This is a genomic window from Sphingobium estronivorans, from assembly GCF_008692605.1.
Taxonomy (GTDB): Bacteria; Pseudomonadota; Alphaproteobacteria; order Sphingomonadales; family Sphingomonadaceae; genus Sphingobium; species Sphingobium estronivorans.
The window spans coordinates 206,035-229,002 of the sequence record NZ_LFCT01000003.1 but is presented as its reverse complement, the minus strand read 5'-3'; the positions used below and the strand labels follow the sequence as shown (position 1 = coordinate 229,002).

At 63.3% G+C, this 22,968-nt stretch carries 21 protein-coding genes; 14 read left to right on the top strand and 7 right to left on the bottom strand.

Annotated features, from left to right (window positions below; genetic code table 11):
* Positions 1-2 precede the first annotated feature (2 nt).
* The 3 genes from recN (at position 3) to ligA (ending at position 4,398) form a co-directional block, all read left to right on the top strand.
* The gene (recN, locus tag F7P65_RS03855; protein WP_150290431.1) at positions 3-1,679 is read left to right on the top strand and encodes a DNA repair protein RecN; all 1,677 of its coding nucleotides are present in this window, start codon (positions 3-5) and stop codon (positions 1,677-1,679) included.
* A 14-nt stretch (positions 1,680-1,693) separates the two neighbouring features.
* On the top strand, positions 1,694-2,104 hold the full coding sequence (locus tag F7P65_RS03850) for a putative quinol monooxygenase (protein ID WP_240334185.1): 411 nt from the start codon (positions 1,694-1,696) through the stop codon (positions 2,102-2,104).
* A gap of 158 nt (positions 2,105-2,262) precedes the next feature.
* Positions 2,263-4,398: an NAD-dependent DNA ligase LigA gene (gene ligA / locus F7P65_RS03845; protein ID WP_150290430.1), complete on the top strand. Its 2,136-nt coding sequence runs from the start codon at positions 2,263-2,265 to the stop codon at positions 4,396-4,398.
* A 23-nt stretch (positions 4,399-4,421) separates the two neighbouring features.
* Here ligA and yghU read toward each other — a convergent pair whose 3' ends face one another.
* Both yghU and F7P65_RS03835 read right to left on the bottom strand, forming a co-directional pair.
* Complete coding sequence (yghU, locus tag F7P65_RS03840; RefSeq protein ID WP_150290429.1) at positions 4,422-5,288, bottom strand: glutathione-dependent disulfide-bond oxidoreductase; 867 nt, start codon at positions 5,286-5,288, stop codon at positions 4,422-4,424.
* A 128-nt stretch (positions 5,289-5,416) separates the two neighbouring features.
* A complete protein-coding gene (locus tag F7P65_RS03835) occupies positions 5,417-8,434 on the bottom strand; it encodes a TonB-dependent receptor domain-containing protein (RefSeq protein ID WP_150290428.1) in 3,018 nt (1,005 codons plus the stop codon).
* A 468-nt stretch (positions 8,435-8,902) separates the two neighbouring features.
* Between F7P65_RS03835 and groES the strand changes: the two genes are divergently transcribed.
* From groES to F7P65_RS03820, 3 genes are all read left to right on the top strand, one after another.
* A complete protein-coding gene (groES, locus tag F7P65_RS03830) occupies positions 8,903-9,190 on the top strand; it encodes a co-chaperone GroES (RefSeq protein WP_025549259.1) in 288 nt (95 codons plus the stop codon).
* A 49-nt stretch (positions 9,191-9,239) separates the two neighbouring features.
* Entirely contained in the window at positions 9,240-10,886 is a 1,647-nt protein-coding gene (gene groL, locus F7P65_RS03825; protein ID WP_150290427.1) for a chaperonin GroEL, read from the top strand.
* A gap of 170 nt (positions 10,887-11,056) precedes the next feature.
* On the top strand, positions 11,057-11,659 hold the full coding sequence (locus F7P65_RS03820) for a hypothetical protein (RefSeq protein ID WP_150290426.1): 603 nt from the start codon (positions 11,057-11,059) through the stop codon (positions 11,657-11,659).
* Here F7P65_RS03820 and F7P65_RS03815 read toward each other — a convergent pair whose 3' ends face one another.
* Complete coding sequence (locus F7P65_RS03815) at positions 11,660-12,340, bottom strand: GNAT family N-acetyltransferase (protein WP_150290425.1); 681 nt, start codon at positions 12,338-12,340, stop codon at positions 11,660-11,662. It abuts the gene before it with no gap.
* A gap of 174 nt (positions 12,341-12,514) precedes the next feature.
* Between F7P65_RS03815 and F7P65_RS03810 the strand changes: the two genes are divergently transcribed.
* The gene (locus F7P65_RS03810; protein ID WP_420853301.1) at positions 12,515-14,464 is read left to right on the top strand and encodes a putative bifunctional diguanylate cyclase/phosphodiesterase; all 1,950 of its coding nucleotides are present in this window, start codon (positions 12,515-12,517) and stop codon (positions 14,462-14,464) included.
* Between the two features lie 12 nt (positions 14,465-14,476).
* Here F7P65_RS03810 and F7P65_RS03805 read toward each other — a convergent pair whose 3' ends face one another.
* Entirely contained in the window at positions 14,477-15,436 is a 960-nt protein-coding gene (locus tag F7P65_RS03805; protein ID WP_150290423.1) for a crotonase/enoyl-CoA hydratase family protein, read from the bottom strand.
* Positions 15,437-15,672: 236 nt separating this feature from the next.
* On the opposite strand from F7P65_RS03805, the gene F7P65_RS03800 reads away from it, so the two are divergent.
* Both F7P65_RS03800 and tgt read left to right on the top strand, forming a co-directional pair.
* Positions 15,673-15,852, top strand: coding sequence for a hypothetical protein (locus F7P65_RS03800; RefSeq protein ID WP_150290422.1), 180 nt, complete (start codon positions 15,673-15,675; stop codon positions 15,850-15,852).
* 52 nt (positions 15,853-15,904) lie between these two features.
* Positions 15,905-17,035: a tRNA guanosine(34) transglycosylase Tgt gene (gene tgt / locus F7P65_RS03795; protein WP_150290421.1), complete on the top strand. Its 1,131-nt coding sequence runs from the start codon at positions 15,905-15,907 to the stop codon at positions 17,033-17,035.
* 3 nt (positions 17,036-17,038) lie between these two features.
* Here tgt and F7P65_RS03790 read toward each other — a convergent pair whose 3' ends face one another.
* The 3 genes from F7P65_RS03790 to F7P65_RS21945 form a co-directional block, all read right to left on the bottom strand.
* Positions 17,039-18,592, bottom strand: a complete 1,554-nt coding sequence (locus F7P65_RS03790; protein WP_240334183.1) for a sensor histidine kinase — start codon at positions 18,590-18,592, stop codon at positions 17,039-17,041.
* 188 nt (positions 18,593-18,780) lie between these two features.
* Positions 18,781-19,005, bottom strand: a complete 225-nt coding sequence (locus tag F7P65_RS03785; RefSeq protein WP_240334181.1) for a NepR family anti-sigma factor — start codon at positions 19,003-19,005, stop codon at positions 18,781-18,783.
* A gap of 92 nt (positions 19,006-19,097) precedes the next feature.
* Positions 19,098-19,262 carry a hypothetical protein gene (locus tag F7P65_RS21945; RefSeq protein ID WP_162854520.1) on the bottom strand — a complete coding sequence of 55 codons (165 nt, stop codon included), beginning with the start codon at positions 19,260-19,262 and terminating at the stop codon, positions 19,098-19,100.
* A gap of 66 nt (positions 19,263-19,328) precedes the next feature.
* Here F7P65_RS21945 and F7P65_RS03780 point away from each other — a divergent pair, with 66 nt between their 5' ends.
* The 5 genes from F7P65_RS03780 (at position 19,329) to F7P65_RS03765 (ending at position 22,965) form a co-directional block, all read left to right on the top strand.
* Positions 19,329-20,123 (top strand): response regulator, encoded by a 795-nt coding sequence (locus F7P65_RS03780; protein ID WP_150290469.1) that lies wholly within the window; start codon positions 19,329-19,331, stop codon positions 20,121-20,123.
* Positions 20,124-20,216: 93 nt separating this feature from the next.
* A complete protein-coding gene (locus F7P65_RS22470; protein ID WP_275897545.1) occupies positions 20,217-20,351 on the top strand; it encodes a hypothetical protein in 135 nt (44 codons plus the stop codon).
* A 116-nt stretch (positions 20,352-20,467) separates the two neighbouring features.
* Positions 20,468-21,115: a sigma-70 family RNA polymerase sigma factor gene (locus F7P65_RS03775; RefSeq protein WP_150290468.1), complete on the top strand. Its 648-nt coding sequence runs from the start codon at positions 20,468-20,470 to the stop codon at positions 21,113-21,115.
* A gap of 48 nt (positions 21,116-21,163) precedes the next feature.
* Entirely contained in the window at positions 21,164-21,436 is a 273-nt protein-coding gene (locus F7P65_RS03770) for a hypothetical protein (RefSeq protein WP_338053886.1), read from the top strand.
* 140 nt (positions 21,437-21,576) lie between these two features.
* The gene (locus tag F7P65_RS03765; RefSeq protein WP_150290418.1) at positions 21,577-22,965 is read left to right on the top strand and encodes a TIGR03013 family XrtA/PEP-CTERM system glycosyltransferase; all 1,389 of its coding nucleotides are present in this window, start codon (positions 21,577-21,579) and stop codon (positions 22,963-22,965) included.
* The last annotated feature ends 3 nt before the right edge of the window (positions 22,966-22,968 follow it).

Here is a 22,968-nt window from a genome sequence, read left to right as displayed (position 1 = left end):
CCATGCTGACTGCCCTGTCCATCCGCAATGTCGTGCTGATCGAGGCGCTGGATCTGGATTTCGGGTCCGGCCTGGGCGTACTGACCGGCGAGACGGGGGCGGGCAAGTCCATCCTGCTCGATTCGCTGGGCCTCGCTCTGGGCGCCCGCGCCGACAGTGGCCTTGTCCGCAACGGGGAGCCGCAGGCCAGCGTCACGGCCACCTTCGACGCGCCCCGCTCCGACCATCGCGCGACCGATCTGCTTGCCGACAATGGCATCGACCTGGAACCGGGCGAACCGCTCATCATCCGTCGCACGGTCAAGGCCGATGGCGGCAGCCGCGCCTTCATCAACGACCAGGCCTGCTCGGCGGCCCTCCTGCGCGACATCAGCAGCGCGCTGGTCGAAATTCACGGGCAGCATGACGATCGCGGCCTGCTCAACCCGCGCGGCCATCGCGCCTTGCTCGACGCCTATGGCCGCTGCGATGCGGGCGCGGTCAGCAGCGCCTATCACGCATGGCGCGCCGCCGCCGATAGCCTTGCGGAAAGCCGCGCCAGTGTGGAGAGCGCCGCCCGCGACCGCGATTACCTGGCCCACGCGGTGGACGAACTCACCCGCTTCGGCCCGGAAGCGGGCGAGGAAGCCACGCTCGCCGAAGAGCGCGCAACCATGCAGAAGGGCGCGCGGCTGGCCGACGACCTGACCGCCGTCACCGACTGCTTCACCGGCTCGGCCGGCGGCCTCGCGCAACTCCGGCAGGCCGCCCGCCGCCTCGACCGCATGGTCAGCGAATATGAGCCGCTGGCCGAAGTTCTTGCCGCACTCGACCGCGCCGTCATCGAGGCGAGCGAGGCCGAGGACCGCCTGAACGAAGCAGCCGAGGCATTGAGCTTCGATCCCGCCCGGCTCGATGCCATCGAAACCCGCCTGTTCGATCTGCGCGGCCTTGCCCGCAAGCATCATGTCCAGCCCGACGATCTCGCCGCCCTACGCGATGACATGGCGGCGAAACTGGCCGCCATAGAAGGTGGGGAGGAGCATCTCGCCGCGCTCGAGGCAGAGGTGAAGGCCAGAGCCGCCACTTACCGCGAGGCCGCCCAGGCCCTTTCCGCCGAACGGCAAATGGCCGCGGGAAAGCTCGACGCCGCCGTCGCCGCCGAGCTGGCGCCGCTGAAACTGGATGCCGCCCGCTTTCGCACCGTGGTCGCGCCGCAGGAACAGGGGCAATGGGGCGCGCATGGTCTGGACCGGGTGGAGTTCGAAATCTCCACCAATCCGGGCGCGCCCTTTGCGCCGCTGGTGAAGATCGCGTCGGGCGGCGAACTGTCCCGTTTCATTCTGGCGCTCAAGGTCGCGTTGGCGGAGCAGGGCGGGGCGGACACGCTGATCTTCGACGAGATCGACCGTGGGGTAGGGGGCGCCGTCGCTTCCGCCATCGGCGATCGCCTCGCGCGCCTGTCGCGGACCAACCAGATACTGGTCGTCACCCACAGTCCGCAGGTGGCGGCGCGCGGCGCGGATCATATGCTGATCGCCAAATCGAGCGCCGAGGTGAACGGCGCCACGGTGACGCGCACCGGGGTTCATGCGTTGAGCGATGGCGAACGGCGCGAGGAAATCGCCCGCATGCTTTCCGGCGCGGAGATCACTGCAGAGGCCCGCGCACAGGCGGAAAGGCTGCTGGAAAAATTGTAGGAAAGGCTTCGATCATGAACGGACAGGAAAAATCCTCCTCCTCACAGGAGCCTCTCCATGATCGCCGCGGGATGCTCACGCTCGCGACCGCGGGACTGGCCGCGACCATTGTCCCCGCCGCCGGACAGGAAACGCAAAACCGATTCGGCCTGATCGGGCAAATGCTTGCCAGGTCCGGCAAGCGGGACGAACTGGTCGGCTATCTCCGGGAAGCGATGGGCGTCATGCCGGGCTGCATTTCCTATATCATCGCGCTCGATGCGGCGAATGCCGATGCGCTGTGGATCACCGAGGTCTGGGATAGCCGCGAAAGCCATGCCGCTTCGCTCAAGCTTCCCGCCGTCCGCGCCGCCATTGGCAAGGCGCGCCCCATCATAGCGGGCTTGCCCCAGCATTTCGAAACCGTGCCCGTCGCCGGAATCTGAAGATCGATCCCGCTCGAATTGCCGCTACCCGCCGCCGGACGCTGAGGCTAGAGCAAGCGCTAAATCAGACGCGGGCCGCTTGCTCACCTCCTTTGTTGTCGCATCGTTTTTACGAAAACCGGTGCCCACTTTTTCGCACGATGCTCTAAGGAAGGCGCATGACCGATCCTGCCCAGATGACCGAAGCTGACGCCGCCAATCGCCTGATGCGGCTGGCGCGGGAGATTGCGCGCCACAACCGGCTCTATCACGATCAGGACGAGCCGGAGATTGCGGACGCCGATTATGACGCGCTGGTTCGCGAGAATAACGCGCTGGAAGCCGCCTTCCCGCACCTCGTCCGCAGCGATTCGCCCAATGCGCAGGTCGGCGCGGCGCCTACGTCGGCGCTCAAGAAGGTCCAGCATGCTGTTCGCATGATGAGCCTCGACAACGGTTTTTCGGATGAGGACATCGCTGAGTTCATTGCCCGCGTCCGTCGCTTCCTGGCGCTGCCGGAGGGTGCCTCGGTGGCGCTGACCGCCGAGCCCAAGATTGACGGCCTGTCCTGCTCGCTTCGTTACGAACAGGGCGAATTGGTCCTTGCCGCCACGCGCGGCGACGGGACGACCGGCGAGGATGTCACCGCCAATGTCCGCACCATCGGCGACATCCCGCAGCGCCTGATGGGAGAGGCCGTTCCCGAGCTGTTCGAGGTGCGCGGCGAAGTCTATATGGCCAAGGCCGATTTTGTCGCTCTCAATGAACGGCTGCTGGCCGAAGCGGACGACCCGGAAAAGGCCCGCCAGTTCGCCAATCCGCGCAACGCCGCCGCCGGTTCGCTGCGCCAGAAGGACGCCGCCGTCACCGCGAGCCGCCCGCTGCGCTTCCTCGCCCATGGCTGGGGCGAGGTAAGCGCCGTCCCCGCCGAAACCCAGCTTGGCGTGATGCAGGCGATTGCGGCCTGGGGCCTGCCTGTGTCGGACCGTCTGGCCTGCGTCGACACGCTGGAGGCGCTGATCGCCCATTATCGCGCGATCGAGGCGGCGCGCGCCGACCTGCCCTTCGACATTGACGGGGTGGTGTACAAGATCGACCGGCTCGACTGGCAACAGCGACTGGGCTTCGTCGCCAAGGCGCCGCGCTGGGCCATCGCCCATAAATTCCCCGCCGAACGCGCCCAGACAACGCTGGAGGCGATCGACATCCAGGTGGGCCGCACCGGCAAGCTGACCCCGGTGGGCCGCCTCACGCCCGTCACCGTGGGCGGCGTTGTCGTCTCCAACGTCACGCTCCACAATGCTGACGAGATTGCGCGCCTGGGCGTGCGCCCCGGCGATCGCATCGTGGTCCAGCGCGCGGGCGACGTCATCCCGCAGGTGGTCGACAACCTGACCCGCAACGATCCGCGCCAGCCCTTTGCCTTTCCCGACCATTGCCCCGTCTGCCAGTCGGAAGCGGTGCGGGAAGAGGGCGAGGTCGACATCCGCTGCACCGGCGGTCTCATCTGCGCGGCCCAGCGGTTCGAGCGCCTGCGTCATTTCGTCAGCCGCGCCGCGCTCGACATCGAGGGGTTGGGCGAAAAGAGCATCGAGGAGTTTCTCGACCTTGGCTGGATCGCGGAACCGGCCGACATATTCCGCCTGCGGTCGCATCGCGCCGACCTGCTCGGTCGGGAGGGCTGGAAGGAAAAATCGGTCGACAATCTGTTCGCCGCCATCGAGGCCAAGCGCCAGCCCGACGCCGCGCGTCTGCTCTTCGGCCTGGGCATCCGTCACATTGGCGCGGTGACGGCCCGCGACCTGCTCAAGCGCTACACGACGCTGCCGGGTATTCGCGCGCTGGCCGAAGAGATCATCGCTCTGCGCGAAGCCATAGTCCCGGCTGAAGGGGAGGAGGAGAGCCGCTTCCGCAACCGGCTCGACAAGGCGATAGCCGAACATATCGGGGTGGAGAATGTCGGCTCGGCGGTTGGCCATGCGCTGGCGGACTTCTTCCACGAACCCCATAATGGAGAGGTCTGGAACGACCTGTTGGGTGAAGTCTCCCCGCCCGATTATGTGGTCGAAACGACGGCCAGCGCGGTAACGGGGAAAACCGTCGTGTTCACCGGCAAGCTGGAAACCATGAGCCGCGACGAGGCCAAGGCGCAGGCCGAACGGCTGGGCGCCAAGGCGGCCGGTTCGGTCAGCGCGAAAACCGATCTGGTGGTGGCCGGCCCTGGCGCCGGTTCCAAGCTGAAGCAGGCGGCGGCGCTTGGCATTGAGGTGATCGATGAGGCTGCCTGGGCCGAAATCGTGAAGGCGGCGGGGTAGGATCACCACCCCGCCGGGGCTGTTTATGCAGTTCCTTGCAGCTTGTCCTGCGTCCGCGTCTGGAAGTCGCTGGCGTCATGACGCTCATGCAACTGCTCTTCCAGCGGGCCGTTCGTCTTATTGACCATGCGCCCGCGCTTGACCGCAGGCCGTGCATCGATCTGCTGCGCCCAGCGCATCAGATTCCTGTAGCTCTGGGCATCGAGAAACTCCGCCGCATCATAGGCGCGGTCCAGAACCACTCCGCCATACCAGGGCCAGATCGCCATATCGGCAATCGTATATTCGTCGCCCGCGATAAACTCGTGGTTCGCAAGCTGCCGGTCCAGAACGTCCAGTTGCCGCTTCGCTTCCATGGCATAGCGATTGATCGGATATTCCCACTTTTCAGGCGCATAGGCGAAGAAATGCCCGAACCCGCCGCCCAGCAGCGGTCCCGCGCCCATCTGCCAGAACAGCCAGTTCAGCGCCTCCGTCCGCTTGGCCGGATCGGTCGGCAGGAACGCGCCGAACTTCTCCGCCAGGTAGAGCAGGATCGACCCGGACTCGAACACCCGGCGCGGCGGGGACACGCCATGATCCATCAGCGCCGGAATCTTGCTGTTGGGGTTGACCGAAACGAAACCGCTGCCGAACTGGTCGCCATCGCCGATGCGGATCAGCCAGGCGTCATATTCCGCATTCTTGCCCGCCTCGAGCAACTCCTCCAGCATGATGGCCACCTTCTGCCCATTGGGCGTGGCGAGCGAATAGAGCTGCAAGGGATGCTTGCCGACGGGAAGCTCCTTGTCATGGGTCGGGCCGGATATGGGTCGGTTGATATTGGCGAAGGCGCCGCCATTATCCTTGTCCCAGGTCCAGACGCGGGGCGGGGTATAGCTGTCGGTCATGCGGGGATATGCTCCGGAAATGCATTGCCCACCGCAGGTAGGAAGCAGCCCGGCGCACCGCAACCGCACAACGAAAAAAGGGCGGCCCAAGGGAGGCCGCCCTTCCTCTCCGATCCCCCCGTCGAAGATCAGAACTTGAAGTTCGCCCCCGCCTTGAAGGTGCGGCCGATCAGCCCGGGCAAGTGCCACGAGGCCAGATAGTTCGGCTGCGTCGTATAGAGCGTGTTCGCGTAGAGCGGCGCCCCGGCATTGGTGACGTTGCCGACGAAGACGAAGAAGCTGAAGTTCTCGTTGACCTCCACCGTTGCGTTCAGATCGGCATAGACGAAGGTCTTGATCTTGCAGAAAGAGTTTCCACCATTGGCATCCTTATAGATTGTCGCGGCGCAGGAGGTGTCCAGATTGCCCTGATCGGTCGCGACGCCCTTCATGCTGCCGACATAATAGGTCGTCGCGGTCAGCGACACCTTGCCGACGGTCAGCGTGTTCTGCCAGTTGCCGCGCCATTTCGGCGTGCCGCCGCCCGACGAGAGATCCGCCGGGCCGACCGTGCCGACAAAGCGCTGCACATCGCCGTTTGTCAGGTGGCGATTGAACTTCAGCGTCGCCTGCAAATCCAGACGAGTCTGGAACTGCACGTTATCGCTGAGATTGAACTGACCGTTGGCGCCGAACTGCAGACCCGTGGTGACGTCAAAGTTGGCATTCACATAAGGCGCATTGACCACCAGCAGACGCGGCAGCGCGTTGAGTGCGAAGGGATCGGCGCCGTCGATGACGTTGCACGAATAGCCGGCACCAACAGCGGCGACGGCGGCGCACCCGGCGGCCGCGGCCGCATCCGCCGAGGGGAAGGTCTGGCCCGCGACCGAGTAATAGGCTCTGATTGCATCGCCGGCCTGCGGCCCCGTTACGATCAGGTTGGACTTCTTGACGTTGAAATAGTCGACGGTGAAGCTGATGTTTCGGGTCGGCTCGAAGACCGCGCCCAGCGTAAAGCTGCGCGACGTTTCCGGCTTGATGTCAGGATTGCCGACATAGCCTCGGCCAAGCGAGTAATTGGCGATGTACGCGGGGTTGGCGGCGTGGGCCTGGGCGAACGCGACGGCGTCGGGCGAGGTGCTCGGGTTGAAACCGACGAAGCCCGAGAAGGAGCTGCGCGGATCGATCTCGGCAAAGGTCGGGGCGCGGAAGCCTTTCGAATAGGTGCCGCGGAGCGAGATTTGCTTGATCGGGGTGAATTTCGCGCCGAACTTTGGCGAGAAGTGGCTGAAGCCTTCCGAATAATGGTCGTAGCGACCCGACGCATTGACTTCGAGCGAGTCGAGAATCGGGGCATCGATTTCGAAATAACCGGCCCAGACGTCGCGATTGCCATAGGCCTGCGCGGTCGAGAGGCCCGGAACGTCCAGATTGGGGTTGGCGCTCCGGTTGGCCAGCTTCTCCTTGCGATACTGCCCGCCAACGGCGACCTGCAGGTCCCCGCCCGGCAGGGTGAACAGGCTGCGGCTGAGCGAGGCATCGACGGTAAATTCGCTCGAATTGGAGAGAGAGGTGATCGGCGGCAGCACCGAATCCCGGACGGCCTGGCTATTCAGGCTCGGATTGACAAAGTTGTACGAGCCGGTGTTGATCGCCTGCGTTAGACCGGCGAGATTGGCCCAGCCTGTCTGGACGAGCTTCAGGTCGTCGCGTGAATAGCCCGCTTCCAGATTCCAGTTCCAGCTGTCCGCAAACGTACCCTTCAGCCCGCTGGTGATGCGATACAGTTCGTTGGTGCGAACCGAACCCGACTTCACGTCGCCGAACAGATAATAGATGCGCGCCGCGCCGGCTGCGGGGTTGTTCGCGAAAGCGGCGGCATAGGGATTGTTCGGGTTCAGCGTACGGCCCGGCGTCGCGGGGTCGGCGCAGTTGACGCCCGACGGACAGATCCAGACGGGCAGCACGATGCCGGGATTCGTCGTCGAGGTGGCTGGCGCGCCGCCGAACGCCTGATTCTGGCGGATCGAGCGCGGCAGCAGGGTGATGTCCACCTTGTTATGCGAATAGCTGCCCGCGACATAGCCCTCGATATCGTCGCTCAGGCGGAAGCTGAAGCGGGCGACGCCGGCATAGCGTTCCTGCTTCGGCATGATCTGGACATATTCGCGGGTCAAGTCATGGGCACAGGCCGTACCGACACGCGTTCCCGTGTTTTCGGAATATGTGCCGAACTGGCAGTTCCCGAGCGGTGTCAGCGAGGTGAAGAGCGCTGGCGTCGTGGCGTTCGCCACGCTGCCCGCCAGCGGATTGTTGAGGTCGGTCTGGGTCACGCGGGTGACGACCGCATCGGTTGTCGCGGTGCCCAGCGTGTCGTCGGCGCGGTTGTTGTCGACACCGCCTATGGAGCTCAGGTCCAGCGTATTGAAGGGGAAGCCGCGCGAGTTGGCCGTGACCTTGCCGCCCTTCTCATATTCGCCGCCGATATAGACGTTCCAGCCCTGGCTTTCATAATCGCCATAGCCGGCGAGGAGGCGCAGACGGTATTTCTGGCCATCGCCCTCTTGCGTAAGGCCGGATTCGGCACCGCCTTCGATCCCGGTGAACTGCTTGCGCGTGATGATGTTCACCACGCCGCCGATCGCATCGGCGCCGTAGGTCGACGACGCGCCGTCCTTCAGCACTTCGACACGCTCGAGGTTGACCTGCGGGATGCTGGCGAGATCGACATAGCTGTTATGGCCGTCATCGCTGAGCGGGAAGTTCGCGGACCGCAGGCCGTCAACCAGCACGAGCGTCGACGAGACGCCCAGATTGCGCAGCGAAACCGCAGAGCCGCCGGCCGAGAAGCCGCTGGTGAAGCCGATGCCGATCGAGCCGGCGCCATCGGCCGACGCCTGGCGGATGGCATCGGCCATGTTGGTGACGCCCGCCCGCGTCAGGGTCTCGGCGGTGATCACGCTGACGGGCGATGGCGTTTCCGCGTTCGCGCGGCTCAGTAGCGACCCGGTGACGACGATGGTCGCGCCTTCTTCAGGCTCATTGGCGGATTGTGGCGGCGTCTGGGCCAGGGCGGATGCCGTGGCAGCGCTCAGGCTGGCAAGGGCAAACACAGAAAGGGCCGCGCCATCACGCAGCCGGGCAAATGTCTTCATCATAGACATCAGGCTATCCCCTCTGATGCGCGTATCGCGATCGACTATGTCGCGATATCACGCTGTCTTTGCCGGACAATCCGGTGGAGGATGGACCGGCCTTCGCATTTGTTGCCTCTCTGTTTTATTATCGTAAAGCGCTATTTCCGAAAGACGGCGGTGTATTCGTCGTATTTTCAGCACGTAGAAGCATAATTGCAACAGTTTCGCTGTCTGTCGGGCGACGGAACTCCTATAGGGGCGCCGTCTGATATATTTTGTCTCTTTTTCCGCCGAGGGCCTGGCCGTCGGCAAGGCATAAAAATATCGGGGACCACCCTTGACCCCCGGCTTGCCCGTTCCATATGAAACGGCGCTGGCACTCCCCAATGGAGAGTGCTAACAAATCCGAGTTCATCGGGAGAGGGAGCAGGAGTCGCTGTTCATGCGGTTCCTTCCCTTCCCATTTAAACGTCGTAAGAGGGAAAGGCACTCAACATGGCATTTCGTCCGTTGCATGACCGCGTTCTCGTTCGCCGCGTAGAGGCGGAAGAGAAGACTGCTGGCGGCATCATCATCCCCGACACCGCCAAGGAAAAGCCGCAGGAAGGCGAGATCGTCGCTGTCGGCACCGGCTCCAAGTCGGAAGACGGCAAGGTCACCCCGCTGGACGTCAAGGCCGGCGACCGCATCCTGTTCGGCAAGTGGTCGGGCACCGAGGTCAAGGTCGACGGTGAAGACCTGCTGATCATGAAGGAAAGCGATATCCTCGGCGTCGTCGCCTGAGATTTTCGTCGATTTTCCTGACATTCACATTTGCTAGAAGGTTTTTACCATGGCTGCAAAAGACGTAAAATTCTCCCGCGACGCCCGTGAGCGCATCCTGCGCGGCGTCGACATCCTGGCCGACGCGGTCAAGGTGACCCTGGGTCCGAAGGGCCGCAACGTCGTCATCGACAAGAGCTTCGGCGCGCCCCGCATCACCAAGGACGGTGTTTCGGTCGCCAAGGAAATCGAACTGAAGGACAAGTTCGAGAATATGGGCGCCCAGATGGTCCGCGAAGTCGCTTCGAAGACCAACGACATCGCCGGTGACGGCACCACCACCGCGACGGTTCTGGCCCAGGCCATCGTTCGCGAAGGCATGAAGTCGGTTGCCGCCGGCATGAACCCGATGGATCTGAAGCGCGGCATCGATCTGGCCGTCGCCAAGGTTGTCGAGGACATCAAGGCCCGCTCGAAGCCGGTTGCCGGTTCGAACGAAGTCGCCCAGGTCGGCATCATCTCGGCCAATGGCGACCGTGAAGTCGGCGAGAAGATCGCCGAAGCCATGGACCGCGTCGGCAAGGAAGGCGTGATCACCGTGGAAGAGGCCAAGGGTCTCGACTTCGAGCTGGACGTCGTCGAAGGCATGCAGTTCGACCGCGGCTACCTGTCGCCCTACTTCATCACCAACCCGGAAAAGATGCAGGTCGAACTGGCTGACCCCTACATCCTGATCCACGAGAAGAAGCTGTCGAACCTCCAGTCGATCCTGCCGATCCTGGAAGCCGTGGTGCAGTCGGGCCGTCCGCTCCTCATCATCGCCGAGGACATCGAAGGCGAAGCGCTGGCGACCCTGGTCGTCAACAAGCTGCGCGGTGGCCTGAAGGTTGCTGCGGTCAAGGCTCCGGGCTTCGGCGACCGCCGCAAGGCCATGCTGGAAGACATCGCCGTCCTGACCAAGGGCGAAGTGATCTCCGAAGACCTCGGCATCAAGCTCGAGAACGTGACCCTCGGCATGCTCGGCACCGCCAAGCGCATCACCATCGACAAGGACAACACCACCATCGTCGATGGCGCCGGTGATGCCGAAGCGATCAAGGGCCGCACCGAGCAGATCCGCGCGCAGATCGAGACGACCACGTCCGACTATGACCGTGAAAAGCTCCAGGAGCGTCTGGCGAAGCTGGCTGGCGGCGTGGCCGTCATCAAGGTCGGCGGCGCCACCGAAGTCGAGGTGAAGGAGCGCAAGGACCGCGTCGACGACGCGCTGCACGCGACCCGCGCCGCTGTGGAAGAAGGCATCGTCCCCGGTGGCGGTACCGCTCTCCTCTACGCGACCAAGGCTCTCGAAGGCCTCAAGGGCGCCAATGACGACCAGACCCGCGGTATCGACATCATCCGCAAGGCCATCGAAGCGCCGCTGCGCCAGATCGCCTCGAACGCGGGCGTCGATGGCGCCGTCGTCGCCGGCAACCTGCTGCGCGAAAATGACGAGACCAAGGGCTTCAACGCCGCGACCGATACTTACGAGAATCTGGTTGCCGCGGGCGTCATCGACCCGACCAAGGTCGTTCGCGCTGCTCTGCAGGACGCCGCTTCGGTGGCCGGCCTGCTGATCACCACCGAAGCGACCATCGCGGAACTGCCCTCCGACGATAAGGCGCCGATGGGCATGCCCGGCGGCGGCATGGGCGGCATGGGCGGCATGGACTTCTAAGTCCGGCACGATGCTGAAACGAGAAGGGCCGGCGGAGCGATCCGCCGGCCTTTTTCTTTGCTTCGTTCAAGGACCGCCCCGCCTTTGTTGCCCCAATCCGACGGTTCCGTTCGTTGACGCTCCTTCCCCGGAAGCGTAAGTTGGCGGCAGGTTGGGGAAAGGACGGCCTCATGACTCGCGCTGCATTGGCCATGCGCTGGGCACGGCGATGGGCGATCGCCGCCACGGCCTTCTCCGTCGTCCATGCCTTGCCCGCATCCGCCCAATATCTGGTGCTTCCCGAAGGCATGGCCATCTCGTTGCAGACGCGCGCGGACCTTTCGTCCAAATCGGCCCATGTGGGAGATGAAGTGGAACTGGCCGTCGCCAAGCCGGTGACGATCAATGGAGTCACCGTGCTTTCCGCCGGAACGTCTGCCGTCGGGGAAATTACCCGAGCCAGGGACAATGGCCTGTTGGGCCGTTCCGGCAAGCTCGACATCAGGGTCGATCGGGTGAAAGCGGGCCAGCTGGAAATCCCCGTGCGCGGTCAACGCAATGCGCAGGGCAAATCCGGCACGCTCGGCGCGGTGGGGGCGGGCATCGTTTTCCTGCCTCTGGCCATATTGGTGCGGGGGAGGGACGTGAAGGTGCCGGCGGGAACCGCTTTCGACGTCTATGTCGACCAGGAAGTCCATGTGCCTTTGGACGCGCCTGCGGTCAGCGCCCCTGCGGCTCCCGCTGAAACCTCCGCGATACGCTCCGTCGATCCCAATGATGCCGCCGCGCGCTGATCAGGCGGCTGCGATCACCATCATGTGCATTCGCACCCGAACCTCAAAGCCGAGCGTCCGGTAGAGCGCCACCGTCGCCTCATGCGCGGCATAGGCATGGAGGAACGGTGTCTCGCCCCGATCGAGCATGGAGCGCCCGACAAGCCGCATCAGCCCCTTCGCATAGCCCTTTCCGCGATGCTCGGGATGGGTGCAGACGCCGCTGATTTCGGCAAATCCGGTTATGCGCATCCGCTCTCCGGCCATGGCGACGAGCCTGCCCTGCGCCTTGATCCCGATGAAGCGTCCCAGCCGATGGGTGAGGGGGAGGAACGGTCCCGGCCTAGTCATCAGCGCCAGAGCGCGCATTTCCGCCGCATCCGCTTCGCCCAGCGGCACCGGATCGAGTTCGGGCCCGCCGCCGGGAATATCCACGGCGACCATCTGCACCAGCACGGCTTCGCGCAGGATTCGCGTGCGCGGCGGGGCAATGATCGGGTCGGGTTCCACGATCCAGGCTTCTCCGCCCGCTGGCACCAGCGCGGCGAGGGCGGCCTGCGCTGCCGGCCCCGTGTCCGCCGCCGCTGCGAAGGGACCGTAGCGCGGATCGATCCGCAAGGCGCGCGGCCCTCCTTCGGCGAGTGCCGACCAGCCGCTGTTGAGGGCGTTCCAGACCGGGCGATGGAGCAAGTGAGGAGCCATGGCGTATTTTCCGCCGATGAACCACGGAACCACGAAAGCAAGGTTTTCCCGCGCTTCCACGACCGATGGCTCACTATGGAGCGCTTTGCGAAGGCGCGATTTACCAAATGGAAATCATGTTTCGCCAATGGTGCGGATGACGTGTCACGCCTTATTCGAAACCTGATCGCCTCCATGCGAGCGCGCTTCGCGCCAGGCACTCAGCACAGTGCTGAAGTGCAGGCGAATCTCGTCAAGGCGCTCTATGCATCCCCGGCATCGCTGATGAGCGGCGCGATCGCCGGTGGCGGCGCCAGCCTGGTCATCGCCTGCAAGGCGCAAATCCCGCAGATCACGGCCGTTTCGATCCTCATCTGCCTGGTCGGGATCAGCCGTTCGATCGCCTCGCTCTATTTTCACCGGGAACTGGCGCATCAGGATCGGCCGGCCAAGCCGATCTGGGGTTTTGCCTATGAACTGGGTGCCTGGGGCTATGCCGCGCTGCTGGGCATATTGGCGTTCGTCACCCTGACCTTTACCGACATTTTGACCCTGCATGTGTTGAGCGTGGGCACGGTGGCGGCCTATGCAGGCGGCATATCGGGGCGCAATGCGGGACGAATCCATGTCGCCGTGGGGCAGACCTGCTTCACGATGCTGCCGACGTCGTTCGGACTGCTGCTGGTCGGGGGGGTGGCTTACACCACTCTTGGAGTGCTGTGTTTCCTGATGATCTTCGCCATGGCGGACATCACGCGCACCACCCACCATATCGTTCTGGACGCGTTTCAGGGCAAATATGAGAAGTCGCAACTGGCGCTCAAGTTCGAACGGCTTGCCCGCTTCGACAGCCTGACCGGCGTGGAAAACCGCATGGCGATGCACATGCGATTGCGCGAGTGGTTCGATTCGCGAAGATCCGACGATGAATTGTTGGCGGTCATGTGGATGGACCTGGACCGCTTCAAGGAAATCAACGATTCGCTCGGCCATATCATCGGCGACCAGCTGCTCCGCCTGGTCGCCGAGCGGCTTTCGCGGGCCTTGAACCGGCGCGGCCATGTCGCGCGCTTCGGCGGCGACGAGTTCATTCTCATCTGTCCCGGCGTGGACCGGGCCGGGGCGGAGGAGATCGCCTCCGATCTGCTGGCCGAATTCGTACCCGATTTCGAGGTCGAAAATTATCATCTGAACATCACGGCATCGATGGGCATCTCCGTCGCGCCGGAGGATGGCCGCGACAGCGACGAATTGCTGCAACATGCCGACATGGCGCTGTATCGCGCCAAGCATGAGGGGCGCAACCGCCATGCCCATTTCCACTGGGAGATGAAGGAAAGGCAGAACCGCACCTATGAACTGGAAATGGGTCTGCGCACCGCCATCGCCAATGGCGAGCTGGCATTGCATTACCAGCCGATATTCGACGCCGCCACGGACCGGATCGCCATTTGCGAAGCGCTGATGCGCTGGGAGCATCCTGTGCTCGGCCGGATTTCTCCGGCGGAATTCATTCCGATCGCCGAAAGCTCCTCGATGATCGAGCCGATGACGTTATGGGCGCTGGAACAGGCCTGCCGCGACGCCATGACCTGGGACGAGAATATCCGCGTGGCGGTCAATATCTCTCCCGCGCTGATTCGGGGGGACAAGCTGCCGCGCGGGGTCATGGCGGCCCTGCTGCAATCCGGTCTCAAGCCGCGCCGCCTGGAGTTGGAGGTGACGGAGTCGATTTTCCTGGAGGATGACGGCCGGACCCACATGATCCTGAACGAATTGCGCCGGATCGGCCTGCGGCTGGCGCTCGACGATTTTGGTACGGGTTATTCGTCGCTGGGCTATTTGCGCAACCATATCTTCGACACGATCAAGGTCGACCAGAGCTTCATGCGCGGCGTCGGTGAAAATCCGCGCGACCGCGCCATTGCCCAATCCGTCGCCTATCTGGCCCGCGCGCTGGACGTGGAGACCGTGGCCGAAGGCATCGAAACCGAGGAACAGCTACGCTATGCCCGCGAAACGGGCTTCACCAATGTGCAGGGCTTTGTCCTGTGCAAACCGATGCCGGCCGATCAATTGCTGCGGCGGATGCAGGGGCTGGCCGTCGATGAGGTGCCTGTGCCGGTGGACCGCCGTCGCGCCTGAGCCTATTCCGGCTTATTTGCCGAGCCGGGTCTGTGCGGAGGCCAGTCGCCGCATCATGCGCAGATCCTTCAGGTCGATCTTCAGCGCGCATTCGGCCCAGTTTTCGACAATGTCCTTAAGCTCCGCGTAATCGAGCGGATCGACCCGCCGTCCGGCCTGAAACACGCCGACATGACCGGCATGATGCGGCCGGTTCGCGGCGATATAATCGCGCACGGCCTGTTCGCCTTCGCCATCCTCCACCAATGTGTGGACGATGCCCATGTCGTACATCGCCTCCGCCGTATAGACCTTGCCCGACAGGATCATGCGTTCGGCCATCAGCCGACCGAGCTTGCGTGCCAGGATCGAATAAGCGCCCATGCCGGGGAACAGGCCGAAAAGCATTTCGGGCAAACCGAAACGGGCGCTGCGTTCAGCGATCACGATGTCGAAGCAGAGCAGCGCCTCGAAACCGCCGCCCAGAGCGTCGCCCTGCGCCAACGCGACGGACACGACCGGCAGATCGGCGTTGCGCCATGTCTGGTGCACGACATCGATGCAGGCATGGCCATATTTGATCAGGCTGGGCAGATCGCGCTGCTCGATGCAGGCGGCAAACAGTTCCAGATCGCCCCCGAGGTTGAAGACGCCGGGGAAGCGCGATCCGGCGACCATATATTTGACGGGCAGCGCGCCGGCTTCGAACAGCCTTTTGGTTTCCGAATACCAGCTTCCCACGTCGCGCAGCATCTGCATGCTGAAATTGGGACGATTCGTGGGCGTCATATAGGCCCACAAAGTCTCCGCGGGAGCGTCCCAGCTGACGTCGATCTGGCCCAGGTCGAACAAAGTCGATCGGCCGATCCGCGGCATCGAGGCCAGGCTTTCCGTAGCGGCGACGAGCGCTTCGCCATCGCCAGCGGGGAGCTGCGCCGGCGAAAAATCGTCGATCTGCTCGTGTCTCGAATTAAATCGTCCGGAATCAACCATCTGCGCCCCCAAATTGGTCTTGGGACTGAGGTGAACAGTCTTACAACTACTATGCAACCATCCCATAGCGGCTTCACGACCGTTAACCATTTTTCTCCTCTTCTGTTGCGCATAAGTCGCTGAAAAATGCAATTTAACATGGTTAATGTTGCTTTAATGCAACGAGGGCGCGTTAAGACTTTGAGGGGGATGAGCAGGCAGGTCTTTGTTAACCTTTATTAATTACGAAGGGGTGCATGAAGACGCCTCGAACCGATATGCAGATTGTGACCCTGCTGCTGCACGATGCGCAGGGCGAGTCCTGGCAGCTCAGCCTGTCCGCCGATTGCCTCTGTTTCATCGGCAATTATTGCCGGATAGAGGGTTTCGCCGTCGATGCGATCATTGCGTTGGATGGGTTGCGCAAGGACGGCTGATCCGGTCCGGGCGGCCTTGTCTGGCGCGCTTTCCCCTTCTACAGCGCCGTCTGTGACCCATTCCCGCTTTTCCTTTTCCATTGCCGCGACCGACGGCAAGGCCCGCACCGGTGCCATCCAGATGCGCCGGGGCGAGATTCGCACCCCCGCCTTCATGCCGGTCGGCACGGCCGCCACGGTGAAGGCGATGCGCCCCGCCGAAGTGCGCGCGGCCGGCGCCGACATCATCCTGGGCAACACCTATCATCTGATGCTGCGTCCCGGCGCCGAGCGCATGGCGCGTCTGGGCGGCCTGCACGGCTTCATGGGCTGGGACCGCCCGATTCTGACCGACAGCGGCGGCTATCAGGTGATGAGCCTCAGCGCGCTGACCAGGATGAGCGAGGAGGGGGTTGCCTTCTCCAGCCATGTCGACGGGTCGAAGCATATGCTGACGCCCGAACGTTCGATGGAAATCCAGCGCCTGCTCGACAGCGACATCGTCATGGCCTTTGACGAGTGCACCAAAAATGGTTGCACCCATGACGAGGCGGCGAAATCGATGGAGCGGTCCATGCGCTGGGCCAAGCGGTCGCGCGACGGTTTCGATGCAGGCGGCGAGCATGCGGAGCGCGCGGCCCTGTTCGGTATCCAGCAGGGGTCACTCAATGAAGGGCTGCGGCGGATTTCGGCGGAAAAGCTGATCGACATCGGCTTTGACGGCTATGCGGTCGGCGGCCTTGCGGTGGGCGAGGGGCAGGAGGCGATGTTCGCCACGCTCGACTTCGCGCCCGACATGCTGCCGGCCGACAAGCCGCGCTATCTGATGGGTGTGGGCAAGCCCGACGATATTGTCGGCGCGGTGGAACGGGGCATCGATATGTTCGACTGCGTGCTGCCGACGCGCAGCGGGCGCAATGGCCAGGCCTTCACCTGGGCGGGGCCGCTCAACATCCGCAATGCCAAATTCGCCGAGGATATGGGGCCGCTCGATCCGCGCTGCGGTTGCCCGGTCTGTTCGACATGGAGCCGCGCCTATCTGCACCATCTGGTGAAAGCGGGCGAGATGCTGGGCGCGATGCTGATGACCCAGCATAATATCCATTTCTACCAGGCGCTGATGCAGGGCATTCGCGACAGCATCGCGGAAGGGCGATTCGCCAGTTTCGTCGCCGATTTCCGCAGGGATTACCGGCGCGTCTGACCGTCAGGGCAGGACCGTGATGGCGATCGCATAATCCCCGGTCTGGGCATCATGCTCCAGCGGGGAGCGGAGTTGGCGCGAAAGCCCGGTCAGGACCCGGCCATAGCGTTCCTCCAGTCGCTCCGTCATCTCTGGCGATCCGCGCAATGCGGGCGAGACGATGTGCAGCACGGCGCGATCCTGACGCTCATCCTCCAACTGCACCGATATGCGCATGGCCGTGCGCGGATCGGACAGCATGGCCAGTTCCACCAGTTCGGTCAGCAGAAAGGCGATCGGCACCGCCACATCCTGGCTGATATGCAGATTGTCGCTGTCGATCTGGATGCCGAAGCGCCGGGCTTCGGCCGGGGCGGTGGCGCGCAGGCTGGCGGAGAGTTCGCTGATGAGCGATCGCACGCCGACGCCGCGATGCTCCTCCAGTTCCGCATAATGATTGCGATGGACGACGGAGAGGGCATCGACCCGGCGCTGAATCGTCGCATAGGCCTCGACCGCCTCGGCGTCGTGAGCGGAACGGGCATGCAGGTTGATGAGGCTGGCGATGATCTGGAGGTTGTTCTTGACCCGATGATGCACCTCCCGCGTCAGCTTGCGCTGGGTTTCCAGCCCTTCGGCCATCTCCGCCTCATGGGTGGCGACATCCTCGCTGATGGCGCGGAAGGTGTCGCCCAGCGCGACGATCTCCTGCGCGGGGGTGCGGATGCGGCGCATCGGCTCCAGCACTTCGCCGGGCTGATAGGCGGCAACGGTGCGGCGCAGCAGGACGAGTGGCCGTATGAGCAGGCGGTTGACGACGAACCAGCCGATCGCCGCCGCCGCGAACCACATCACCAGCGGCAGGAAGAGCGAGAGCATCCGCGCCATCGTCACCGGCGGATCGCGCAGCGACATGGTGAGGATCATGTCGGGCGGATCGAGTCGCGCAGACAGGGTGGTGCTGCGGCCACGCGACGGAGCGGAGGGGTGGGTGGTGATGAGCAACCTGTCCCGGCCCTGCTGCAAACTGATCTGCCGGTTCTGCAGGGCGCCGCTGGGGCTGGTGATCGCTTCCAGATAAGCGCGCGAATAATAGGCAATGGCGACGACCGCGCCGTTGGCGCTTTGCGCCCGGCTGACCAGAAATTGCGCGGTGGGGAGCAACTGGGCCGGCCGTCCGGAAAAACGCCGCGACGGTTCCAGCCCCTTCGGCTCGGGCAAGGGCGAGCCGCAAAGCCGTCGGCCCTGCCGGTCATAAATATAATAGCGCCCGCCGCCGCCATCATGGGCAGAAAGAAAGATCGAAAGGCGCGCGCACATGGCCGGGTCGGGACCGGTCGCCGCAAAGGCGCTGGCGGTGAGCAGCAACGCTGTCCGATCCGATGTCAATTCGGCGGACAATTTGCGCGCGCTCTGCGTGACCGCGACGCGCAGCAACGCTTCCTTCTCCAGATCAGTGGTGCGGATCGCCTGAAGCGAGGCCACCAGCGCGATCAGCCCCAGCGGAAGCAACGCCAGAGTGAGGATGAGGAACATCTTGACGCCCGTGGATTGCGACAGGGCGTTCAATCTTTGCATTAAGGACATTGCAGCCGGAGAATGGCTGTCCTGCGCGACGGACGTTTCAGAACTGGTGGCCATGGGCCCGATGCCGACCGGAGTGCGCCATTTGCGCGATGACGCCGGATCGTTGCGGGCATGGATAGACGCCGCCTTTTGCAATTTGCGTCATGGCCCCTCCGCAGTCCTGTCGGTGAGCTTACGGCCTAGTCGAGCTTGCTGAGAAGGTCGAGCATTTCGGAGGGAATATCTTCCTCCACCGCGCGCTGGTAGACGGAACGCAGGGCGTTGCCGACCTGTCCTTCATCCTTCGCCACGGTGACGCGCTTCTTGCGGGTCGCGCTGTTCTTCCCACGCGAACCGGGAGTGCTGGCGCCGACATCTTTCCTGTCCCCTCCCGTCACGTCCCGTTCCGTCGTTGAAGCAACCAAAACACGCCCCTCTGAAGCCATTACCATCACGCCAGCCTGCTCTTCTTGCGGCTTTCCCCCATGACGTCAATTCGACACCAGGGAAAATGAAATCACAAAATTCCAAAGATTTTGGAAAAAACCGAACGCCAGTGAAACAAATCCCCCGCTTGATGGTTCCCTTGCCGAAGCATTTTTTGCCTCGCCAGCATTGATAGAAAGAAATCGGCGGCGGAGCGGCAAGGGGAAGGGGGGCTTGCCACAATGGCATCGTCCATCCATCCTTCCTGTCCGGCGAAATGGCTCGGAACAAGGCGCCCATTGGGCTGGGAGAATTTTTACAGATGTCGCTTGGTCAGCAACTGCACCCCCACCTTCCCTTCCTTCGTCGCTATGCCCGCGCCCTGACGGGTAGCCAGGCGCATGGCGATGCCTATGTTCGCGCGACACTGGAGGCCATCGTGGCCGCGCCGGAGGAATTTCCCACGACTGTCGATCCGCGTCTTGGCCTGTACAAGACGTTCCACGCCATCTGGTCCTCCTCGCATCTGGACGACGGCCCGGTGCTGACGGGCGCCGACGGCCAGGAAGCCATTGCCCAGGCGCGGCTTGCCCGTCTGACGCCGCTGCCGCGCCAGGCGCTGTTGCTCACCGCGCTGGAGGGCTTCACCATCGAGGATGTCGGCTATCTGATCGGTCTCGACAGCGACGATGTCGAGGAACTGGTGAAGGACGCGCTGAGCGAAATCGAGGCGCAGACCCGCGCCAAGGTGCTGATCATCGAGGATGAACCGATCATCGCCATGGACATCGAAACCATCGTTCGCGACCTGGGTCATGAAGTGACCGCCATCGCCGTGACGCGTGAGGATGCCGTGCGGGAGGCGATGGCCGAACGACCCGGCCTGGTGCTGGCCGACATTCAACTGGCGGACGATTCCAGCGGCATCGATGCGGTGAAGGACATTCTTTCCGAATTTTCGGTGCCGGTGATCTTCATCACCGCTTTCCCCGAGCGCCTGTTGACCGGCGAGCGTCCGGAGCCGACTTTCCTGATCACCAAGCCGTTCCAGCGCTCCACCGTCAAGGCCGCCATTTCCCAGGCCCTGTTCTTCGATGAGGCGACCGCTCCGGCGTGAATGCGCGCTTAGTTGCCGAAATTCAGGCCGAAAATGGGAACTCCGGTCCGCGACTCGCGTTATTGATGCGTAACGAATTGGAAAACACCCCGAATGGCGGAGCAGGAGCATCATATCGCGGCGGAAGAAGCCAGAGCTGGCTCGACGCCGCATATGGTGCGTTATGTCCTTGGTATTTCACTCACATTCGTCATCATCGCGATGATCGTGATTCTGTGGGGTCATTGAGCGGCGTTGCGGCAATTGGTGCTGGGGAAGAATAAGGTTAGGATGCAGGCGCAGATATGGCTTTGACGACTTCGGTTCATGCGGCGAGGGCGACAGCCGATGAGAAGGTTGTGTCCATGGACGACAGCGTGAACCAGCATTTGGAGCGCGAAACCCTGTCCGACGCCGATTTCAAACAGGAATTGGCGGCTGTTATCCCGCATCTCCGGGCGTTTGGACGGTCCCTGTCGGGCAATCGCGACGTGGCGGATGATCTGGTGCAGGAAACGCTGCTGAAGGCTTGGGCGGCGCGGGCGCGCTTTCAGGCGGGCACGAACATGCGCGCCTGGACCTTCATCATCCTGCGCAACCATTATCTCTCTCAGATGCGCCGTTCGCGTTTTCGGGGCGATTGGGACGATCTGACGGCGGATCGGCTGTTGGCGGCGCCGGCGAGTCAGGACAAGCATGTCGAACTGTCGGACATGCAGCGCGCCCTGCTGCAATTGCCCCAGCCCCAGCGGGAAGCACTGATCCTGGTGGGCGCGGGCGGCTTCGCCTATGAAGAAGCCGCCGAGATCTGCGGCGTGGCGGTCGGCACGATCAAGAGCCGCGTGGCGCGCGGTCGCGCCGCTCTGGAGCAGATATTGGAAAATGGCGATCTGCCGTCCCGCCGCAGCCATGAAAGCAGCGACGCCGCTGTATTGGATGAGATCATGGACGATGTTGACCGACTGAGCCGGGGCCGGGAGGCAAAAGAAGATAGTCCCCCCGACGGCGATTGATCCATGCTATTCTGCCATCCATTCCGGTTGGCCGACGGGAGAAGGAGAATGGTTGAGGATCGGAAAAGCGAATCCCCCATTCCGCTCAGGGATATGAACGGACCGTTCCCGGTGGCGGGCCGGTCGCGCGGCAGTATGATCATTTTCGTTCTGGTTGCGATTGCCCTGATCCTGGCGATCGGTTTTTTCTACATCACCAAGGAGCGGAGCGACCGCCGGGCCGATGCCGCGAGCGAAGCGGTCGAATCGCCCGATAGCGCGGCCCGCCTGGTCAGCAACGCGGCGAAGAACGCGGCGGACGCCATCCAGAAGCGCGATTGAGCCACGCCGCGCGCGCCCTGTTCAGAAATTCTTTGCGATTGTCGTGCATTGTGACGGCATGTCGGATTTCCTTACAGACCCCTGTAAGTTGATCCGGCCCTCTGGGCTGCCCGCCGGGCGCAGCGGGATATGCGCGACGAATGATCAGAGTGTTCAAACATTATGTGCCGCATGCGGTGCTTCTGCTGGGCCTGCTCGACCTCATGCTGCTGCTTGGCGCCGCGGAGGGCGGATGGATTTTGCGCGCGCATCAGATCGGCATGGACGTCGATCATGTGATGACCCGGATCGGGCCTTTGGCGAGCTTCGCCATTGCGATTCAGACCGCGATGATCGCCGTCGGCGTCTATGGGACGGAGGCGCTGCAATCGATCCGCTATGCTCTGGCGCGGCTGTTGGTGGCGATCTCGCTGGGTGTGCTGTTCCTGTCGGTCATGCATTTCGCGCTGCCGGACATCACCCTCTGGCGATCCAATTCGCTCTACGCCATGGGACTGGCCATCGCCTTGCTGCTTGCAATTCGCCTGTTGCTGGGGTCGATGCTGGGCGGAGAAGCCTTCAAGCGGCGGCTGGTGGTTCTGGGCGCAGGCAACCGCGCCAACCGCATCCGGGAGATTGAGGAGCGCAAGGGTTCCGGCTTTCTCGTCGTCGGCTATATCGCCATGAACGACGGCGCGCAGGTGATCCCCGAGGCGATCAACCGCAGCGCCATCTATAATCTTGCCGATTTCGTCGTCCGTCTGGGCTCGAGCGAAGTGGTGCTGGCGCTGGAGGAACGGCGCAACGCGCTGCCGTTGGCGGACCTGCTGCGCATCAAGACCACCGGCGTCCATGTGAACGAAATCTCGACTTTTCTGGAGCGGGAGACGGGTCGGGTCGACCTCGACAGCGTCAATCCGAGCTGGCTGATTTTCTCCGATGGCTTCTCCGCCGGCCGCCGCCTGTCCAGCATTGCCAAGCGGCTGTTCGACATCACCGCCAGTTCGATCCTGCTGCTGCTCACCGGTCCGATCATCCTGCTCGCGGCGCTTCTGGTGAAGCTCGACAGCAAGGGGCCTGCTTTTTACCGCCAGAAGCGCGTCGGCCTCTATGGCGAGGAATTCTGGATCGTGAAGCTGCGCACCATGCGGCAGGATGCCGAGGTGTCGGGGCAGGCGATCTGGGCAGAAAAGGACGATCCGCGCATCACGCGGCTTGGCTATTGGCTCCGCAAGCTGCGCATCGACGAACTGCCGCAGACCTGGACGGTGTTGAAGGGCGAGATGAGCTTCGTCGGCCCCCGGCCGGAGCGTCGCCAGTTCGTCGAGGATCTGGAACAGCATCTGCGTTATTATGCCGAGCGGCATATGGTGAAGCCCGGGATCACCGGTTGGGCGCAGATCAATTATCCCTATGGCGCATCGATTGAGGACGCCCGGCACAAGCTGGAATATGACCTGTATTACGCCAAAAATTACACGCCCTTCCTCGATCTTCTGATCCTGATCCAGACGCTGCGGGTCATCCTTTGGCCCGAAGGCGCGCGCTGAGGA

What these genes read in the sequence shown, in the direction of transcription:
- F7P65_RS03815 (WP_150290425.1), bottom strand. Translation starts at nt 12,340, where the DNA reads ATGGCTCCTCACTTGCTCCATCGCCCGGTCTGGAACGCCCTCAACAGC.
- F7P65_RS21945 (WP_162854520.1), bottom strand. Translation starts at nt 19,262, where the DNA reads ATGGACGATGCCATTGTGGCAAGCCCCCCTTCCCCTTGCCGCTCCGCC.
- groES (WP_025549259.1), top strand. Translation starts at nt 8,903, where the DNA reads ATGGCATTTCGTCCGTTGCATGACCGCGTTCTCGTTCGCCGCGTAGAG.
- F7P65_RS03780 (WP_150290469.1), top strand. Translation starts at nt 19,329, where the DNA reads ATGTCGCTTGGTCAGCAACTGCACCCCCACCTTCCCTTCCTTCGTCGC.
- F7P65_RS22470 (WP_275897545.1), top strand. Translation starts at nt 20,217, where the DNA reads ATGGCGGAGCAGGAGCATCATATCGCGGCGGAAGAAGCCAGAGCTGGC.
- ligA (WP_150290430.1), top strand. Translation starts at nt 2,263, where the DNA reads ATGACCGATCCTGCCCAGATGACCGAAGCTGACGCCGCCAATCGCCTG.
- F7P65_RS03820 (WP_150290426.1), top strand. Translation starts at nt 11,057, where the DNA reads ATGACTCGCGCTGCATTGGCCATGCGCTGGGCACGGCGATGGGCGATC.
- F7P65_RS03800 (WP_150290422.1), top strand. Translation starts at nt 15,673, where the DNA reads ATGAAGACGCCTCGAACCGATATGCAGATTGTGACCCTGCTGCTGCAC.
- F7P65_RS03850 (WP_240334185.1), top strand. Translation starts at nt 1,694, where the DNA reads ATGAACGGACAGGAAAAATCCTCCTCCTCACAGGAGCCTCTCCATGAT.
- F7P65_RS03810 (WP_420853301.1), top strand. Translation starts at nt 12,515, where the DNA reads ATGCGAGCGCGCTTCGCGCCAGGCACTCAGCACAGTGCTGAAGTGCAG.
- F7P65_RS03770 (WP_338053886.1), top strand. Translation starts at nt 21,164, where the DNA reads ATGGTTGAGGATCGGAAAAGCGAATCCCCCATTCCGCTCAGGGATATG.
- recN (WP_150290431.1), top strand. Translation starts at nt 3, where the DNA reads ATGCTGACTGCCCTGTCCATCCGCAATGTCGTGCTGATCGAGGCGCTG.
- F7P65_RS03765 (WP_150290418.1), top strand. Translation starts at nt 21,577, where the DNA reads ATGATCAGAGTGTTCAAACATTATGTGCCGCATGCGGTGCTTCTGCTG.
- F7P65_RS03790 (WP_240334183.1), bottom strand. Translation starts at nt 18,592, where the DNA reads ATGCAAAGATTGAACGCCCTGTCGCAATCCACGGGCGTCAAGATGTTC.
- yghU (WP_150290429.1), bottom strand. Translation starts at nt 5,288, where the DNA reads ATGACCGACAGCTATACCCCGCCCCGCGTCTGGACCTGGGACAAGGAT.
- F7P65_RS03805 (WP_150290423.1), bottom strand. Translation starts at nt 15,436, where the DNA reads ATGGTTGATTCCGGACGATTTAATTCGAGACACGAGCAGATCGACGAT.
- F7P65_RS03835 (WP_150290428.1), bottom strand. Translation starts at nt 8,434, where the DNA reads ATGTCTATGATGAAGACATTTGCCCGGCTGCGTGATGGCGCGGCCCTT.
- groL (WP_150290427.1), top strand. Translation starts at nt 9,240, where the DNA reads ATGGCTGCAAAAGACGTAAAATTCTCCCGCGACGCCCGTGAGCGCATC.
- F7P65_RS03775 (WP_150290468.1), top strand. Translation starts at nt 20,468, where the DNA reads ATGGACGACAGCGTGAACCAGCATTTGGAGCGCGAAACCCTGTCCGAC.